This is a genomic window from Fulvivirga sp. M361, from assembly GCF_007097395.1.
Lineage (GTDB): Bacteria > Bacteroidota > Bacteroidia > Cytophagales > Cyclobacteriaceae > Fulvivirga.
This window is the reverse complement of sequence record NZ_VKDC01000001.1, coordinates 310,257-326,554: the sequence shown is the minus strand read 5'-3', so window position 1 is coordinate 326,554 and position 16,298 is coordinate 310,257. Positions and strand designations below refer to the sequence as shown.

Annotated in this window: 12 protein-coding genes; all 12 read right to left on the bottom strand. The window is 46.9% G+C overall.

The window, feature by feature from the left end; genetic code table 11:
- Window positions 1-3 precede the first annotated feature (3 nt).
- The 12 genes from FNH22_RS01300 to FNH22_RS01245 all read right to left on the bottom strand — a co-directional run bounded on the left by FNH22_RS01300 (window position 4) and on the right by FNH22_RS01245 (window position 16,295).
- Window positions 4-1,176 carry an ABC transporter substrate-binding protein gene (locus tag FNH22_RS01300; RefSeq protein ID WP_143396480.1) on the bottom strand — a complete coding sequence of 391 codons (1,173 nt, stop codon included), beginning with the start codon at window positions 1,174-1,176 and terminating at the stop codon, window positions 4-6.
- Window positions 1,070-1,630 carry an AAA family ATPase gene (locus tag FNH22_RS01295; protein WP_143396479.1) on the bottom strand — a complete coding sequence of 187 codons (561 nt, stop codon included), beginning with the start codon at window positions 1,628-1,630 and terminating at the stop codon, window positions 1,070-1,072. Before FNH22_RS01295 ends, FNH22_RS01300 begins: the two co-directional genes overlap by 107 nt.
- Window positions 1,618-2,550 (bottom strand): adenosylcobinamide-phosphate synthase CbiB, encoded by a 933-nt coding sequence (gene cbiB, locus FNH22_RS01290; protein ID WP_143396478.1) that lies wholly within the window; start codon window positions 2,548-2,550, stop codon window positions 1,618-1,620. Before cbiB ends, FNH22_RS01295 begins: the two co-directional genes overlap by 13 nt.
- Window positions 2,538-3,557 carry a histidinol-phosphate transaminase gene (locus tag FNH22_RS01285; RefSeq protein WP_143396477.1) on the bottom strand — a complete coding sequence of 340 codons (1,020 nt, stop codon included), beginning with the start codon at window positions 3,555-3,557 and terminating at the stop codon, window positions 2,538-2,540. The genes cbiB and FNH22_RS01285 overlap by 13 nt, the downstream gene beginning before the upstream one ends.
- Window positions 3,554-5,026, bottom strand: a complete 1,473-nt coding sequence (locus FNH22_RS01280; protein ID WP_143396476.1) for a cobyric acid synthase — start codon at window positions 5,024-5,026, stop codon at window positions 3,554-3,556. Before FNH22_RS01280 ends, FNH22_RS01285 begins: the two co-directional genes overlap by 4 nt.
- 3 nt (window positions 5,027-5,029) lie before the next feature.
- Window positions 5,030-6,349: a cobyrinate a,c-diamide synthase gene (locus FNH22_RS01275; protein WP_143396475.1), complete on the bottom strand. Its 1,320-nt coding sequence runs from the start codon at window positions 6,347-6,349 to the stop codon at window positions 5,030-5,032.
- Complete coding sequence (locus FNH22_RS01270; protein ID WP_143396474.1) at window positions 6,346-6,930, bottom strand: cob(I)yrinic acid a,c-diamide adenosyltransferase; 585 nt, start codon at window positions 6,928-6,930, stop codon at window positions 6,346-6,348. The genes FNH22_RS01275 and FNH22_RS01270 overlap by 4 nt, the downstream gene beginning before the upstream one ends.
- Before the next feature lie 38 nt (window positions 6,931-6,968).
- Entirely contained in the window at window positions 6,969-10,706 is a 3,738-nt protein-coding gene (gene cobN, locus FNH22_RS01265; protein ID WP_143396473.1) for a cobaltochelatase subunit CobN, read from the bottom strand.
- A gap of 144 nt (window positions 10,707-10,850) precedes the next feature.
- The gene (cobW, locus tag FNH22_RS01260; protein WP_143396472.1) at window positions 10,851-11,912 is read right to left on the bottom strand and encodes a cobalamin biosynthesis protein CobW; all 1,062 of its coding nucleotides are present in this window, start codon (window positions 11,910-11,912) and stop codon (window positions 10,851-10,853) included.
- Window positions 11,913-11,932: 20 nt separating this feature from the next.
- Window positions 11,933-14,374, bottom strand: a complete 2,442-nt coding sequence (locus FNH22_RS01255; protein WP_143396471.1) for a TonB-dependent receptor — start codon at window positions 14,372-14,374, stop codon at window positions 11,933-11,935.
- 26 nt (window positions 14,375-14,400) lie between these two features.
- Complete coding sequence (locus FNH22_RS01250) at window positions 14,401-15,180, bottom strand: ferredoxin (RefSeq protein ID WP_143396470.1); 780 nt, start codon at window positions 15,178-15,180, stop codon at window positions 14,401-14,403.
- Window positions 15,165-16,295, bottom strand: coding sequence for an ABC transporter ATP-binding protein (locus FNH22_RS01245; RefSeq protein ID WP_143396469.1), 1,131 nt, complete (start codon window positions 16,293-16,295; stop codon window positions 15,165-15,167). Before FNH22_RS01245 ends, FNH22_RS01250 begins: the two co-directional genes overlap by 16 nt.
- Window positions 16,296-16,298: the final 3 nt, after the last annotated feature.

The following is a 16,298-nucleotide window of genomic DNA, read 5'->3' as shown; positions in this document are numbered from 1 at the left end:
CAATCAAATAGGTTTTCTGAAATATACCAGCGAATCAGGATGGATTGTGTTGGGGCTTAAAGCCATGGCCAGGTCCTTTAAGATCACATGCGGCGCTAAGAATCCTTTTCCCCAGTAATCGTTTCCACCCTGGGCGTTGATGGATCCGTCATTGCTGAATACTTTTCCTTGTGTTACACTTTGCCAGTCATTGATCAGTGGTTCTCTGGCCCGTATCAGTTCCCATTTAACCGGACCCATGCTGATAAAAAATAAATAGTCTGCCTGTTGACCTAGTTCGTGGGCACGTTCGAAACTTAAAGTGATGTTCCCGCTGTCACCATTTTCCGCAAATACATAGTCCGCCCCGGCATCCTCCAGCAGCCGGGCGAAATAACTCTTGCCTCCCGGGGCTATCCAACTCCCTCTTCTGGCATAGCCTGCCATAACTTTTGGTTTGTTATGTTGACCCTGATAACGTTGTTTGGTTTGCAGGTAATCATCTTCTATACCCCTGAAGATCGAATCGGCTTCCGGAGTACGGTTAAATAATACCCCGAAAAACTTCAGCCATTCTGCTTTACCCAAGGGGTGTGTCTCCTTGTGCGACGTAATCGATAGTACAGGGATGGACAACTCTATCAATTTGTCATGAAGCTCCAGTGCTGTCCGGGTGTAGGGAATAAACAAGGCATCAGGGCCTAGCGCAACCAACTGCTCCTGGTCAAGGTTTTTTGTGCTTCCAAGGGTGATGATCTTTCCATTTTCATTGAGGTGGGTCAACGTCGCATTATACAGACTCATTATGGACGAAACAGCACGTACGGCCCCGGCTTCTCCCAGTGCGTCGATGATGGCCAGGTAAGGAGTAGTCATGGCTACTGTGTTTTGCACAGGTATTTGAAAACAGGCGCTGACACCACGGCAGGAATTTGGGTAAGTGGAAGTCCTATACTGTTGAACTACCTGTCTCTGCTCATCCATTACAGTCAGTACAGCAGTAGTATCATAATGAACTATACTGAATCTTTCTGCATACGATAGTCTTGCAGTATCTCCTGAAGAAATGCTGAGGTTTTCTCCAACGGGATTACATGTAGTAAAGTGGATGATGATCAAGATGCTCCAAAATGAAATCAGCCCGTTGAAGGACCGGTACTTTTGGCATGACCACCACACGGTATTGGTATTTTTCATAAGCTTTCTTTAATTCCTTCCCGAGCGCCTGTGCTTCCCGGAAGCGCTGGGGCCTCTCGGGATCATTCCTGTAAATTTCCTGCCACGGAGGGCACCAGAATACTACCGGATGGTATCGCTTCTGTGCAATAACCTCCAGTAGCTCCGCATGGGGTTCAATATTGTTTAATTTGAGATAGGCGATAATATCAGGTATGCCCCTATCATAGAATACCTTGCCACTACAGCCACCCACCCGTTCCCAATCATTGACCATCAGCTCAAGACATCGTTGGGCAAAACCGCGCATGTCAGTCCAGGGAAGAATACCATCAGGCTTTTGCTTTTCCTCCCGAATGAGCTTGCGGCTTACTTCAGGGCAGACATCAAAGTTACCGGACGCTAACACTTCAATCAGGCTGGTTTTGCCACTGCCTGGCCCGCCGGTCACTATGATCCTGCTTACCGTACCCATAGGATTGTTGCAGTTACAGTAAGAATAAGGACCAGGGTACAGAGATGGTTGAGCCGTGCTACTTTAGTAAAATCCCGGTCTGTGATACTTCGTTGCCCGTCCCCGATAAAGGGTTTTTCTATTAACACTCCACCATAATAGTTTGGCCCTCCAAAACGACACCTCAGGATGCCGGCTAATGCCGCTTCAGGATACCCGGCATTGGGGCTTTTATGGCAATGACCGAATCTTGTCGCATAAAGGATCGCTTTTCCACTCCATGAAGCTAATCCCAGTAAAAGTACGGTCAACCTTGCCGGAATATAATTTGCCACATCATCCAAACGGGCAGCAAACTTACCGAACTCCTCGTACCTTTCGTTTCGGTACCCCATCATGGAGTCCAGTGTGCTGATCATTTTAAAAGCCATCATACCGGGCACCCCAAGAAGGGCGTAGTAAAAAATAGGAGCGATCACCCCGTCACTCAGGTTTTCGGCCATAGTTTCCAGAGTAGCGATCCGGACGTCTTGCTCATTCAGCGCTTTTGTATCACGCCCAACGATCCGTGCCAGCTGTTGACGTCCTGTTTCTAATCCCTGGTTGAGTTTTTTAAAGACCTGTGAAGACTCATTGATCAAGGATTGATTTGCCAATCCCCAATACGCAAAAAGAACCGTAAAGGCCATCCAGACTGGCCAGCTATTTTCCCATAGCCAACGGTCTATAAAAAAGAAGATCAGGAAGGTAATGCCGACCAGGAAAACTGACAGTAACATTCCTGTTATAAAGCGGTATTTACCCTTGTTAAAAGCTTTATCACCGGCGGAAATGGCATTTCCAAACCATCGTACCGGATGGGGCCAGTGTTCAGGGTCTGCCAGCCACAGGTCCAGCAGGTAAGCCACGACCAAAGGTATAGTCAGGATCAACTTCTCCATAGTGCCAGGGCGTTGATAAGCAATTCATTTTTTGACCGGGTTTGTGTGGCCACCCGGAATACATTATCGCCCAACCCTCTGAAATTGTCGGCATTCCTGATCAATAGTTGATGATACCTGATCAAATACGCTTTCAGATCGGCTGCACAGCCTCGTTGGTTTTCCACCAGGAAAAAAGTGGTGCATGAGGGTATACACTGATAACCTGTAAGTCGATTGACCTGTCGGCATAGCCATTCCGTTTCTTTCAAAAGTCTATCAACCTGAGGTGTTGACCTGTCATAATGCTCTGTAATGTAGAGACCGGCATCTAACGCCAATGCATTAACGGACCAGGGTATTTTAAATGTTTGTAGCTTTTTGATCAAGGGGCCTGAGGCGATAATATATCCTAACCGTAAGCCGGGTATGGCAAATAATTTGGTGAGTGAACGGAGTATGACCAGGTTATGGTGTTTTTGCAGCAGGGGTAAAACACTTTGAGCTTCCTCTGTGAAAGCGTAATAGGCCTCATCCACCACGAAGATGGTTTTGGGATTTTGGGACAGCCAGCGATCCAGGATCTCTATGGGTAAAAGGTCTCCGGTAGGGTTATTGGGGTTACAGATGAAGGTCAGTTTAGTGGAAAAGGACAGTGAGGCCTTTACCTCTTTCAGTGAAATAAACTGACAGGAGATCCCATTGATCCTTGCAGCATCCTCATACTCTGAGAAGGTGGGCACTATGATGGTGGCGCTGGTATCCCGAAAGCATTGACAGATAAGATAGATAGATTCCGCAGTACCATTACAAACCATGAAGTGCTGTGGTGTCAAACCATGATGAATGGCGAGCGATTGTTTTAACGGTTCCGCATCAGGTTCAGGATAATTGGCAATGCGTTCCACTTTATTTGCTATAGTTTCCACCAATTTTTCATTAGGACCTTCCATCCACACATTACTGCTAAAATTGGCTTTTAGCTCTTGTTCCACCCTATAAATATCATCACCGTGGCCGTATATCATGATTGCAAAAATTTATATACGGCCGCAATATCTATTTTATCTCTGACCAACGCAGCCAGGCGATCATACTGATGAGCTTTATAGTGATGAAAATCAAACCCCGGTTCATCAAGATCAAAATCTTTCAGAAGGTCTTGTAGCACTACTTTGTTATCAAAAATACCGTGTATGTAAGAGCCCCAACAGTGTTCTTTGTGCCAGCAACCTTCGGAGTCCCCTGTCTCGTAACGGTTCAGTGATGAAAATGCTTGTAAAGGTGTGGTTTCACCCATGTGTATTTCATAGCCGTGGCAAACTTCATCCGGGTAATTTTTATAAGTAAACGTTCTTTGTAAGGTGGTTTTGTGTTGTAAAATACGTGTGTGGATGGGAAAGATCCCCAGCCCTTCGGTGGAGGGAATACCTGATTCCACCCCGTCCGGATCTTCTACACGAACTCCCATCATTTGGTAGCCGCCACAGATACCGATGATCTTTTTTTGTGCGTGATACGATGCCAGCAAGGCTTCGGCCATCCCGTTTTTCCGGATCTCAATAAGATCTTCGATGGTATTTTTACTGCCTGGTAGCAGGATTACATCGGCCTGCCTGACCATATCAGGTATATCGGAATAAAACAGGTTTACTCCTTTAATATGTTCAAACACGCTGAAATCAGTGTAGTTAGCCATACGAGGTAGTCGTACGACACAAATATTGACCTTGCCTGCCTGCAGTTGCCGGGATTTACTGTCTATTGCCACGGAATCTTCTTCATCAATGGTGATATCCGTGAAGTAGGGCATGACGCCCAATACCGGTTTGCCGGTAATTTGCTCCAGGATGTCTTTCCCCTCTTCAAAAAGTCGTTCATCTCCTCTGAATTTGTTGATGATCACTCCTTTCACAAGAGCTTGTTCTTCCGGTGGCAGAAGTTTTACCGAACCATATACGCTGGCAAAGACCCCACCCCGGTCAATATCAGCCACCAGTATTACCCGTGCACCGGCGTGGGTCGCCATTCGCATATTGACAATGTCCCTGCTTTTCAGGTTCAGCTCTGCGATACTGCCCGCCCCTTCCATGACGATCGGATTATGCCGGTGAGCAAGACGGTCATAGGCTAATTTCACCTGGTCGAAGAGGAGTTCCCGGTTTGGATCGTTAAAATAACGGTAGGCAGACTGGTTACCGTCAGGCTTGCCATTCAGGACCACCTGCGACGAAGTATTGCCGGTCGGCTTGAGTAAAACAGGGTTCATATCCGTATGACATGGAATGCCGGCGGCCTCAGCCTGTACCGCCTGTGCACGGCCAATTTCAAAACCCTCCGGAGTCGCAAAACTGTTCAGCGACATGTTCTGTGCTTTAAAAGGGGCCGGCGCATAACCGTCCTGTTTGAAAATACGACAGAAGGCCGTACAGAGTATACTTTTGCCTACATCTGAGGCTGTACCGACAAACATCAAAGGCTTTAAAGACTGCATCATTTTTTAGGATTGACTTAAGATGAATTGCTGAAGAAAACCTTCCTGTTCGGCCCAATAAAAGTGGATATAAGAAGCGATTACATTGCCTTTACGATACACTTTTGACCCCGCAGGTTCTTGCTTTGCATTAAGTAAAGTACCAATGGAAGGTAATTTACCGTCTCCATACAGTGTAGAATAATGAAATTCATGTCCTTTCAATGTTGTTTGTTCCCATGAAAATGTCCGGTAGCCCAGGGTCAGCTTTTTATCAGCCATAGAAGCTGTGGAAGGAAAGAAATTAACCATTGCATGGGCTTGTCCTTCCGCATCAATGATCTCATGACCAAGATACATAAACCCTCCGCACTCGGCCAAAAGGTGCCCACCTTGCGAGCAGTACTTGCGAATGGCATGGAGCATATCCTTGTTTTTAGCCAGCGTTTGCACGTACAGTTCCGGGTATCCACCGGCCAGGTAGATAACATCAGCCTTGGGTAGTGCCGTATCATGCATAGGGCTAAAATAAATAACGCGTCCCAGTCGTTTGAACGTTTCTATATTTTCATAATAGGTAAAACGGAAGGCTTCATCTCTGGCAATAGCGATAACTTTACCTGCGTTGATCGCGGTGCTATCATGTTGACCAGGCCTTCCGGGTAAAGGTCGGCTGGTGATCTCCGCCAGTTGGTCGAGGTCAAGGTGTTTTTCCAGGTGATCGGCAGTTTGATCAATGATCCGGTCAAAATTGATAGTACGCTCAATGCTTAACCCCAGGTATCGGGACGGGATCTTAATATTTTCTTCCGGTGGAAGGTATCCAAGCGCCGTCACATTGATTTTCCGGCAAGCGTCACATAAGAAACGATAGTGCGAAGCTGATCTGACAAAATTAAAAATGACGCCAACCAGGTTGACTTCCGGATCAAAATGCTTAAAACCATATACTAATGCTCCTGCCGAATAAGCCATCGCACGGGCATCAACGACCAGGATAACAGGGAGCTGTAACAATTTGGCGATAGAAGCAGAGCTACCCCGATCATCAACAGCGCCATCATACAGGCCCATGACGCTCTCTACCACTACAGTCTCTTTATTTTCACAATGTTTTTGATAAAGGTACTTTACATGATTGGGTGAACTCATAAAAAGGTCAAGGTTGATACCTTGTTGCCCGGCTGCTAATGTATGATGTGTAGTATCCAGGTAGTCCGGACCACATTTAAAAGGTTGCACGGACCTCCCTTTCCTTTGAAACGCACGGAGTAGTCCCAGGGTAACGGTCGTTTTACCTGAGTTACTGGAAGGCGCTGCTACCATAAATTGGGGTGATGAAGTCATTTGTCCTTTTTTATTCTTTTGTAAAGAAACAACTGCCATCTTTCTTCTTTGATCCCTGCGTGATGCATTTCGTGACGTGCCAGAATAAAGAAAAGGTCTGATAGGCGGTTGAGGTATGCCGCGATATAGTCTTCCACACATTCAGGATCTTCGTGGGCCAGCGATACCAGCCGGCGTTCTCCTCTTCGCATCTGGGTGCGGACCATGTGGCACAAGGCAGATATCTCGGTACCCCCGGGCAACAGGAAGTAATCGGACGGCTCATCGATCTCTGCTTCCAGTTGGTCCATCCACTGTTCGCAAAATTCAGCGCCGTCCAGAGGCTTGGGGTTCTTGTTTTCTTTGTTGGAGTCGGAAGGCCGGGCCAGGTGTGACATCATGTCCATCAGGTCTTTTTGGATACGGTGAAGGTTAGTCTGCCAGGAATGATCTATTCCCAGCCTGGCCCGCAAATAGCCGATAGTGGAGTTGGCCTCGTCTATTGCACCGTTACACTCGATACGCGGTGAATCTTTATATTCCCGCTTGCCTCCAAACACTCCGGTTTTTCCCTGGTCTCCTTTACGTGTGTATATTTTCATAGTATGGTTTTTAAGGTTATCTTGAATTCCGTATTTACTTATTCTGCTGCCAGATAAATAGCTTCTAATTTTTCCCTGATAGCTGGGTCAGGTTCGTTCCACATCCCTCTTTGGATGGCTTCCAACAGCCGCTCGCTCATGTCTCTTAGCGCCCAGGGGTTTGCTTTATCAAGAAATTCCCGGTTGTCCGGATCGACCAGGTACGATTTGGCGATGTTCTCATACATGAAATCCTCTACCAGACCCGTAGTAGCATCATAGGCAAAAAGATAATCCAGGGTAGCCGCCATTTCAAAAGCACCCTTATAGCCATGCCGTTTTACCCCTTCGATCCACTTGGGGTTGACCACCCGTGACCGGAATACCTTGAGTAATTCCTGCTTTAGGGTTTTTATTTTCGGTTGGTGGGGGCGTGAATGATCGCCGAAATAGGTAGCCGGTTGTTTTCCGCTCACAGATTCTACTGCATTGGCCAACCCACCCTGGAATTGGTAGTAGTCATCGGAGTCCAGTAGGTCATGCTCCCGGTTGTCCTGGTTTTGTACCACTACCTGTAGCTTTCCTACCCTATGACGGAACACATCAGGTAAAGTCACTCCTTTACCGGCAGTGTTGTAGGCATAATGGCTCCACTGCAGGTAGGTTTCAGCGAGCTCATCACGATGTTCCCATGCCTGGCTTTCGATCAGCGCCTGTAAACCGGCACCGTAAGCCCCGGGTTTCGATCCGAATACCCGGTACAGGGATTTTTGTTCTACTTCCTCCGTAGACATTCCGTTCATTTCGAAGCTCTTTTTGTCTTCCAAAAACCTTTTGCGGATGAAGTTATCGGTGACTGGTTCCTCCAAATGTGCCAGTTTTGTGACTATAGCATTAAAAAGACGAATGATGTCCGGGAAAGCGTCACGGAAAAACCCTGAGATACGTAACGTGACATCAATCCGCGGTCTTGTGAGCTGGAACAAAGGAATCACTTCAAAATCGATCATCCGGCGACCGTTCTTTTGCCATACCGGTTTTACCCCCATCAACGCCATGGCTTGTGCCAGGTCATCTCCACCGGTACGCATGGTGGCGGTACCCCATACGGAGATACCTATGTTTTCCGGGTATTCCCCATGCTCTTGCAGGTACAGGTCTATGAGGGCTGCGGCGCTTTTTTGCCCGACCTGGTAAGCCGTGGCAGTAGGAATGGTCCGTACATCCACCGCATAGAAATTACGTCCGGTGGGTAAGATGTTGCGCTTTCCACGGGTAGGCGCTCCTGATCCCCCGGCAGGTACGTATTTACCTTCTAATCCGGCTAATAAGTTGCTTATTTCCAGCTCAGTATCCTTTAATGCAGGAAGCGTCTGCTGAAGAATTTGAGCGATCACCTGGCTGGTGGCAGGTAACTTCTGCTCTATTTTCGGTACACTTTGAAGATCAATGGCGAGCGCTACCAGTGCTTTAGCACATTCTTCCAGGTGTTCAACCACATCACCGTTATGACGACAATATACTCCTCTTACTTTTTGACCGAAAGGCTGACCATATTCCACCTCCAGCGGATCGATAGAAAGGGCGAGGTCCTTGGCCAATGCTTGTGTGATCCCTGAAACCTGGTCATCAGGCATCCGGTGTAAGGCAATGATGAGGTCCACCAGCTGTCCATTCGCAGGGCTTTCTCCTAAAATATGCAAGCCGTCCCTGATCTGGGCCTCTTTCAGCTCGCACAGGTATCCGTCCAGTTTCAGCAGCCATTCCTCCATTTCCCCGGATTCGATCCCCAGGTCGACTTGCAGATTTTGTTTTTCTATGATTTCCCTGATCCGGCCTTCCAGTAGTTTGGTTCGCTTCGGGTCCAGGTTAGCGGCCTCATAATATTCATCGGCCAGGTTTTCGAGATCTGTCAGGGCGCCGTAAGTTTCTGCCCGGGTCATGGGAGGCACCAGGTGGTCTATAATCACCGCCTGGTTCCTTCGTTTGGCCTGGGTACCTTCACCAGGATCGTTGATGATAAAAGGATAGAAATGTGGTAGCGTGTCCAGTATGGCGGCAGGATAACAGTTTTTTTCATCTAAAGCAATGCTTTTACCCGGTAGCCATTCCAGGTTTCCATGTTTACCCAGGTGAATGACCGCATGAGCCTTGAATTCATGTTTCATCCAAAAATAGAAGGCCATGTAATGATAAGGAGGTGGCAGATCCGGAGAGTGGTACGTTTGCTGAATGTCAATATGGTAGCCTCGTGAAGGCTGGATGCTCACGAAAACATGACCAAAACAAAGGCCGGGAATGGCGAAAGCTTCGCCATCGAAATAGGGATCGTTCTCCACAGGGCCCCATTGGTCAGTCATTTTCTTTTTAGCGTCTTCGCCTACCTGCGAAAAGTATTGGTCAAAAACCTCCCGCGACAGGGAAAACTGGTAAGGCCGGGCAAGTAATGTACCCGTCTCGTTAGTGATTCGGCTGGTGATCGCCTCCATCAGTTCACCGGACCCGGAAGGATAGCTTTCTCCAAGTTGATAACCTTCATGTGCCAGTGCCTGAAGTATTTTTACTGCACTTTCAGGGGTATCCAATCCTACGCCATTGGCCAGACGGCTGTCTTTATTAGGATAATTGGGGAGTACCAGGGCAATTTTCTTATCATGGTTTTCCAATTCCTGCAATTGTAAGAACTGGCGGGTAAGCCGGGCCACAAACTCACACCCGGGTGGATAGGCTTTGTAAAGTGTGATCTTTGAATCTGTTAATAGGTCTTTTTCTCTTTCTTCTTTGAATGAAATGATACTTGTATTGATTCTTCCGTCCAATTCGGGTAATGCAATATTCATGGCTACGTCCGTGGGAGAAAGCCCAAAGTCTCCCTCTGCCCAGGCTTCCCGGGTAGTAGAAGAGTGAACGGCCTGTAAAACTGGTAGCTCAAGCCGGTTAAAAATAAAGTTTTGGTCCGTTTCCCGGAACTGGCGGATGGAAAAGCTCGTAGTATTGATAATGAGTTGAAGCGATTGTTTTTTCAATGCCTCCAGCTGTGCGGCAAGTTCATCCACCTGCCCTTTTTCCCTTAGGCTGTGGACAAAAATGATCGCGGCTGAGATGCCCTGTTTTTCCAATGTATGCATCAGCGTGACCAGGGGGTCAAGGTTATGAGACAAGTAATGTGCACGATAGGCAATGATCACCGCCCGGGCGTTATCGGTTAACGATTCCCCTATGTTGATCTTCCCGGTATCAGGGTGGTACCAAAAAATATCAGGTACTCTTTCAGGAGGTTCTACAGTAAACTCCTGCTGAAAAAAATAATGTGCAATGAGCTTCAAAGCGCCCTGGTAATTGGTTACCCCTCCTGCCAGGCAATATTCCCAAAGTTGGTGGACAATGGGTTGCGGAATATTAGAGCGTTCCGTTAGCTCGCGGTCTGTTGTATCGTACCCAGGTAAGAATACTATTTTTATTCCTTTCTCTTCTGCCAGTGCAGTGGCTTGCTGGATAAGGTAAGGAAAATAGCTAAGCCCCCCTAATGGCCGTATGATACAAACCTTCGCATGAGATAATACCTCTTCCAGGTAGGTGTCGATGGTAAGCTCTTGCTTGAAATAGACCAGGTTAGCCAACCGAAGAGAGGGCAGGCCTGTATGCTCTTCCTGCAAAGACCGGTAAGCCTCAAAAACCGTAGCCAGCTCCGTATCGGCGGCTGAAAGGAATATAATATCTCCCGGCTGCTGTTCAATATGGATTACACCCTCCTGGTTAGGGTTCCATCCGCCCGGTATAGAGGCTATCAGATGCATAGCATTATGTTTTCAATATCCCTGCTTTTTACCTCCATGATTTTTGATGTATTTACTTATGCTACATTCAATAGGACAGTATGATTGGCAAATGTAGGATCCGGCAGATTTCAAAGAGCCAGACCCTATCTATGCATCATGCCTTCAAACTGCCAGCTTACCCTCCAGTTTTTGTTTTATTCGTGCAGTAATATCTTTGTCTTCAATATTATTCCCGATCACTACCAGCCTGGTCGTTCGTTTTTCGCCTTCTTTCCATGTGCGGTCAAAGTATTTTTCGAACCGGTCTCCAACGCCTTGAATGACCATACGCATGGGCTTACCGGGGATATAAATGAACCCTTTGATACGGTATATTTCCAATTCCTGTACCAGTTGGTCCAGCACCTCTAACAGCTGTTCCGGGGTGTGAGGCTGGTCTATGTCCAGCGAAATGGACTGAAACCCTTCGTCATGATGATGGTGATGTTCCCCTTTTTCATGGGCAGCTTCATGATGAGAATACCGGGCATCCAGGTCATTTTCAGCCGCTATTTCTAGTCCTATCAGCAGGTCAGCTTCCACCTGACCTTTGATAGAAGGGATGATCTTGATCGAGTCGTTGCGCAACTTGCCGACAATGATATTGACAATATCCTGGTAGGCCGCTTCTTCTACCAGGTCTTTTTTACTCATTACCACCAGGTCAGCGGCATTCAGTTGGTCTTCGAAAAGTTCTTCAATCGGGGTCTCGTGATCCAGTGAATCGTCCGCTTCACGCTGCTGCTGTACTCTGGCGCGGTCACAGATCTCGCCGGTGGCCTGGCCTACGGCATCCACCACAGTGATCACGGCATCAATCGTAAAGTGTGGTTTCAGGTCTGGCCAGTTGATCGCCCGGAGTAAAGGCTTCGGCAGGGCCAGTCCGGAGGTTTCGATAACAATGTGGTCTATGTTATCCTTTCTTTCCAGCATTTGCTGTAAGGTGGGTAGGAATTCCTCCTGCACAGTGCAGCATAAGCAGCCATTGTTCAACTCTATTAAGCCGTCTTCGTCGCAACCGCAGTCCGATGATTTTAACAGTTCACCGTCTACACCTACTTCTCCGAATTCATTCATAATGACTGCGATCTTTCGCTGACCCGGATATTTGAGCAGATGATGCAGCAATGTGGTTTTTCCCGAACCCAGGAAGCCTGTGATAATAGTGATGGGTATTTTTTTCATTATAATTTTCCTGTTTTACCTTAAAAATTCAAAGTATACCTGAGCATATAATTCCTGCCCATAAGATTGAAACCTCTCTTTTCGTAGTAGTTTTCATCGGTTACATTGCCTACCATTAAAGACAGGTTGTTGTTTTTGAAACTCACCGTGGTCATAAGATCAAGCACCATAAAAGACGGGTATTTGACATCAGCGTAGTCACCGGTAGTGTTTTCACCCCCCAGATAGTACGACCAGTCCGTATCAAACCTTTGGCCAACGTACCTTCCGGATAACTGTGCAGATAACCAGGACAGCTTATCATAGCTTATTCCATAGTTAAGATTGAAGTCGGCTACATTATGCATGTCCAGTGTGAGAGGCTGTGGCTGCAGAAAAACATCCCTTATCTCTTCTGCCTTAATGATGTACACTCCGTTTGCAAAAACATTGAGCCCTGTTCGGCTAATGCGATAGTTAGCATCAAATTCAAGCCCGGTCAAGGTGGTTCCCTGGGCGTTCCTATAAGAATTCCTGTTACGGATCACAGCCCCGTCTTCTGAAGGTGTTCCGGGGAATGGGTTGACCTGGTTGATCACATTGTTATCAAAATGAGTATTAAAATAAGTCAGGTCGATTGAAAAACCTTTGGCCTCGTTGACATAACGAACCCCGATGTCAAATGTCCGGCTTTCCTGGTTTTCCAGATCCGGGTTTCCTATCCATACGTCTACAGTGTCGATCCCATCCTGTGTATTTTTATCTATGGATCTCTCATCATACCCGGCAATTTGAAATGCTCCTACAGTAGTGAAAGCGGTACCGAAAGTAGCATGGGCAAACAGGTTCGGAAGCACTTGATAATTGACCCCGAAACTTGGGTTGATCACGTTATTGGATTCTGACCGGGAAGGAAACAGGTCAGTACCGGTAATATTGTAGTCAATGGTCTCATTTCTAACCCCGGCTGTAATATTAAGTCGATTATTGAGCAGATTTATTTCTCCCTGAACATAGATACCGGTGTTTTGCTGGTTAAAATTGGGGTTACGCGCTGAAACTGATCTTGCTTCACCACTATCATTAAAAGATACATTATCTTGTTCTACCCGGTTGTAATCAATACCTGCTGTAATAAAATGGTTTCCTATCCGGTAACGGTCCATCAATTGTACCCCGATCCATTTTAATTGATTGTCACCGCTCACAAACGTGTTGCGTACAGTGGTGGTATCATTTACACTGACCCTGTAGCGTGTGTTGTTTTCACTGGTGGCAAAGAATTTAGCAGTGATCTCATTATTTTCCCCCAGATTCCCATTGAGTATGATGTCCCCTCCATAGCGGTCCACATCTTTAAGGCCTGGTCGTTGGCTTCCATCTTCTATATCACCGGGAGTATTTACACCTTCCGCATAAAAACGATCCATTTTAGCGTCAATCCTCCAGTTGTCGTTAAGATTATATCCCAATCGAATGGCCCCGGTATACAATTTGTAGGTGGTGTTAGGCCGTACATCACCGTCGCCACGGTCATCCTCAATCTCTACTTCTTCTCTGCCAGTATCCGTCCAGAGTATACGTGTAGCATTATCTCCTCCGAACCGGTCCCTGAACAGGTTATCACTTCCTAAACGGAAGTCTCTTCCCTGTGTAAAACTTTTAAAACTGACGTCATAGTCCAGGCGATCCGTCAGATTACCTCCGGAAGAAAACCCACCTTCCACACGTCCGAAATTACCGATACCACCGAATACCTGGCCACCGACGCCACCTTTGGTTTTTTTGGTGATCAGGTTGACCACACCTCCCATGGCCTGGGCTCCATAAAGCGCTGAAGCAGGCCCCTTTAACACTTCTACGCGCTCTATGTTATTCATATCAATCGTAGCGAGATTCGTAGCGCCTGCCGGGCGTCCGTCTATCAATACCAGGGTCCTTTGGTTGATCCCTGAAAACTGCGGGCGAAAACCCCGGATGCCCACTCCTGCCAACAAGCCCGGATACTGGATAACATCTACACCGGATGTCTTTTTCAATATGTCTGTCACATCATTGGCAATCGTTCTATCAATTTCTTTTCGGGAGATCACCTGAATTTGCTGGGGCACATTTTCAATATCGCTTGCGGACCGGGTTGCAGTGATCACCATATTATCTAATTCCCAGATATTCTCTTCCAGGATAACCTCCAGGTTGGAAAGGCCGTCGGTCTTCACTTCTTTACTATAGAATCCCTGGTAGGATATTCGAAGTTTTGCCTTTGAATTCAGCATAATGACACTGAATTTCCCATTGACATCGGTAATTGTACCATTAGAAGTGCCTGTTTCCTGTACCGTGGCGCCCACCAGCGGATGGTCATTTTCATCTTTAATATGGCCCGTTACCGCTGACTGGGCAAAGGCGCCTGTACTATATAATACTACTGCCAGTGTGAGCATTAAAAGGCTGGATCTTAAGAGAGTAAAGTTGTTTCTCATGTTATTAATGGATTAATGATGTTGTATTAACTGCTTATTCGTGCATAGTTATTGATCAGGTGTTCCCACAGTCCGTTGCTTTTCTCCCAGTGTGCCTGTAAGACCACTCCTTCTTTAAGGTTCGAGAAATGCAAGCCAAACTGTTTTTCGTCTTCGGTATGAAATAGCTTGATCTCACTGATCTTGTGGGGAAATTCTTCCGATTCCCTGACTGCTTTCATTACAATTTCTATTGATATATCTTTTGAAGGACAATGGATAAAAGCTTTGCCTTCGCTGTATTCTACATGACATTTCCCCTCAATGGCTCCGTGTTTTTTTGTAAAAAGAGAAAGCCCTTCCCAACGCTGTGTGAAGCACTCTTTAAGCAAAGGGTAGGTGTTGAATTCCCAGGGATATATCCGAATACTATTGACCCTACCCAGAACAGCGTCATCCTGCCATTGGAGTTCACTGCGGGTCTTCGGGGTGATGATTTTGGCAGGCTGCATTTCCTTCCAGCCTTTTTTGTAAAACTCGTTACTTTCCAAGGTTTTACCCACTTCCAGTTTCATAGACACCAGATCTTCTATGGTGTCCTTAGTCATTTTTTTATACCAGGTGTTATTGTTGTCGACAAACATTACCGGGGCATTTTCACATTGCCCCATGCAAAGTGTTTTGATCGTGTGTGTGTTTTCGTGGAGGCCGGCCATTTTCAATGCGCACCTGAGTTCTCTGACGCTATCTTCTGCCGCTTGCTTTTTACAGGACCCGCCGGTACAAATGAAAATGGTATTGCGCACTTTTGTTAGATCTTTTCCCATGCCAATGTTTTGGTAGAATAAATACTATTGTTTTCGGCTATTTCCCTATGCTCTGGGTGTCGCAAGAATTGAATGACGTGCTCCAGCAAGGAAAATTCATATGCCCTGTCTTCATACTCAATGTGCCATATGGTGTCTGCCCCATTCTCCCGGATCACGATGTTAAAGTCTCCTTTGGAAGCTATGGCATATCCCTCCCGTTCCAATGCCCTGACTGTCCAGATACGTGTGGCTTTCCCTCCGTGAAGGGCGACTGTTTTCTTCCCGTCCCACTCATGAAATTTGAAGGAGCCGGTCTGGTCGTCAAACTGTAATCCCTCTTTTCGGAAGGCCGAGGCAAAGGTCCCGTTGAGCACCAGGTCTTCCGGAACGCCTGTTGTCAGGGATTGATCAGGCATAATGAGCCAAATGGCGTCTGCAGCTTGTAGCGCCAGGTCGAGTTCATGGGTGGAAAGCAGGATGGCCTTTCCTGTATCACGTGCCATTTTTTTCAGCAATCGTATGATCCCGATGCGGTTAGGCAGGTCCAGGTGGGCGGTAGGTTCGTCCAGGATGATCACAGGAGTTTCCTGGATCAATGCCCGGGCAATCATCACCTTTTGCTTTTCCCCGTCGCTTAGCTTATCGATGTGGCTATTGATGAATGGAGCAATGCCTGTTTCCCTGATGGCCCATTTTATGATGTTTTTATCCTTTTCCTGCAACTGGCCCAACCAGTTCAGATAGGGGTACCTTCCCAGTGTCAAAATACTGTAAACACTCAGATTGCCTGTCTGCTGTCTTTCCGTGAGCACCAGGCTCAATTCTTTGGATAGTCTTTTTTGGTTATATGCTTTGATGGGATGGTTTTTGAGGTGAACCTCTCCGCTTAATGAGGGTTGGATCCCGGCCAATGTCCTCATGAGTGTAGATTTGCCGGACCCGTTCGGTCCCAGCAAGCAAACCAGCTCTCCCGGATGCAATGCAATGTCGATATGCCGGGCCACTATCTTGTGCTGCTTTTTGCGCCGGTAGCCTATGGCCAGGTCATGCGTGCGGACCAACGGGGTTACATGACTTTCATTTCCGTGGTTTTTAAAGTCTTTTTCTTTTATGGTATGGCTGTTGTTGATCATTGC